Origin of the sequence: Brevundimonas sp., assembly GCF_023259385.1 — a bacterium.
GTDB lineage: Bacteria > Pseudomonadota > Alphaproteobacteria > Caulobacterales > Caulobacteraceae > Brevundimonas.
In genome coordinates this window covers 24,913-27,039 of the sequence record NZ_JAHFPF010000011.1, presented here as the reverse complement: position 1 = coordinate 27,039, position 2,127 = coordinate 24,913, and the positions used below count along the sequence as shown (strand labels likewise).

Here is a 2,127-nt window from a genome sequence, read left to right as displayed (position 1 = left end):
ATGACTTCCTTACCGACGCCGCTTTCGCCGGTGATCAGGATCGAGGCTTCCGAGCGCGCGACCTGGTCGGCCAGCTGGATCACGTGCTTCATCGACGGATCGGCCGAGATCATCGGGCGCTCGTCGTCAGCGACCGCCGACAGCACCGCCGCAATCAGGTCGGCTTCCGGCGGCAGGGGGATGAACTCCTTGGCCCCCGCGCGGATGGCGTTGGCCGCGTCCGTGGCGTCGGCGTCGACGCCGCAGGCCACCACCGGCACGTGGATGCGCTCGTTCTCGTTCGCCGCGATCAGGGCGGCGATGTCCACGCGGTAATCGACCATCAGCAGGTCGGCCCCCTGCCCGCGACGCAGTTGCTCCGTCGCCTGATCGCCGCGCTCGACGTGCTGGACCTTGGCGCCGTGCGCCATGGCCATCTTCACCGCCGTCGCCAGCTGTCCGCTGAGCCTGCCAACCACCAGAAGCCGCATGGGTCTTCTCCTTCAAATCCTACGCACCGGTCCGCTCCGCGGGCCCGGGTGCAACACCATCAGGCGTTGCTGTCCTCGATCTTGATGATTTCCGTCATGGTCACGCCCAGACGGTCCTCGACCACCACCACCTCGCCGCGGGCGACGAGACGGTTGTTGACGAAGATGTCGATCGCCTCGCCGACCTTGCGGTCCAGCTCCAGCACGCTGCCGCGGTTCAGCTTCAGCAGCTGGGCCACGGACATGTGGGCCTTGCCCAGCACGGCGGAGATGTTGACGGGCACGTCGAAGACCGGCGCGAGATCGTGCGCGGTCTTGTCGGTGTGCTCTTCATGTTCTGCGAGGGCGGTGGAGTCCGGAAACTCCTCCAACGCCATGGTGTCGGTCGCCATCAGGACCTCCCGTTCAGGGTTTCAGCGTGCCCGGCCTCGGCGGCCAGGGCGGAGTTCAGCGCTTCGGCCATGCGGGCGAAAGCGTCGGCGGGATCGAAGTCGGCGCGTCCGTCGGCCCATTCCAGGCGGAAGGCGGCCGGGGGCAGGCCCGGCTCATCGCGGAAGGCGACGATGCCCGAGAAGCCCGCGTCGGCGCCCAGCTGCTGCAGACGGGCGCGGGTCTCGTCGGTCAGGTCGCCGGTGCGGATGACCAGGCGCGGCGAGGCGTCGATCTCCTGCCCCAGGGCTTCCAGCGCAGCCTGCAACGGCGCCTCCGGGAAGCGATCCAGAGCGGCGGCGGCGACGACCCGGGCGGCGGCCATGGCCAGCTCGGCCGACTGTTCGCGGTGAGCCTGGGCGATCTGGGTCAGGGCCGGCGCCGCGGCCTCGAGCGCCTGACCGATGCTCGACAGGGCCATGGCCTGGATGCTGGCGATCTCGGCCAGCGCCGTCTCGCGCGCCTCCACCGAAGCCTGCGCCACCAGCGCCTCGACCTCGCCCTGGGTCCAGGCGCGCTTGGTCGGACGCCAGCTCGAACCGCGCACGACCTCGCCGCCGGCGTCGAACTCGGTGTCAAAGAAGAAGGCTCTCGTTTCGGGTTGCGCGCTCATGTCAGTAAATCAACTCGTCGTCGCCGCCCTGGCCGACCAGCATGATCTCGCCCTTGGCGGCGAGATCCTTGGCGACCTGAACCATGGCCATCTGGGCCTGATCGACGTCCTTCAGACGGACTGGGCCCATCGACTCCATGTCCTCGCGCATGATCTTGGCCGCACGCTCGGACATGTTGGAGAAGAACAGTTCGCGCAGGGTCTCGGAGGCGCCCTTCAGGGCCAGCCCCAGCGAGTCCTTCTCGACCGCGCGCAGCAGGGTCTGGATGCCGCCCGGATCCAGCTTGGCCAGGTCCTCGAACACGAACATCAGGGCGCGGATGCGCTCGGCGGCCTCGCGGTTGCGCTCTTCCAGCGCGCCGATGAAGCGGGCCTCGGTCTGGCGGTCGAAGCTGTTGAAGATGTCAGCCATCAGCTCGTGGCTGTCGCGCTTGGACGTGCGCGCCAGGTTCGACATGAACTCGGTGCGCAGGGTCTGCTCGATCTTGTCCAGTATGTCGCGCTGCACCGGCTCCATGCGCAGCATCCGCTGCACGCATTCCAGGGCGAAGTCCTCGGGCAGGCTGGTCAGCACGCGGGCGGCGTGGTCAGGTTTGATCTTGGACAGGATCACCG

4 protein-coding genes are annotated in these 2,127 nt (G+C 68.3%); all 4 read right to left on the bottom strand.

What is annotated here, in order from left to right:
- The coding region (locus Q0C81_RS01575) for a sigma 54-interacting transcriptional regulator (protein ID WP_291832585.1) at positions 1-470 on the bottom strand (470 nt) is incomplete at its 3' end.
- Positions 471-529: 59 nt separating this feature from the next.
- Positions 530-862 (bottom strand): flagellar motor switch protein FliN, encoded by a 333-nt coding sequence (fliN, locus tag Q0C81_RS01570; RefSeq protein ID WP_291832583.1) that lies wholly within the window; start codon positions 860-862, stop codon positions 530-532.
- The gene (locus tag Q0C81_RS01565; RefSeq protein WP_291832581.1) at positions 862-1,512 is read right to left on the bottom strand and encodes a flagellar assembly protein FlbE; all 651 of its coding nucleotides are present in this window, start codon (positions 1,510-1,512) and stop codon (positions 862-864) included. The genes fliN and Q0C81_RS01565 overlap by 1 nt, the downstream gene beginning before the upstream one ends.
- Position 1,513: 1 nt before the next feature.
- On the bottom strand, positions 1,514-2,127 hold a 614-nt coding region (locus Q0C81_RS01560), incomplete at its 5' end, for a flagellar motor switch protein FliG (protein ID WP_291832579.1).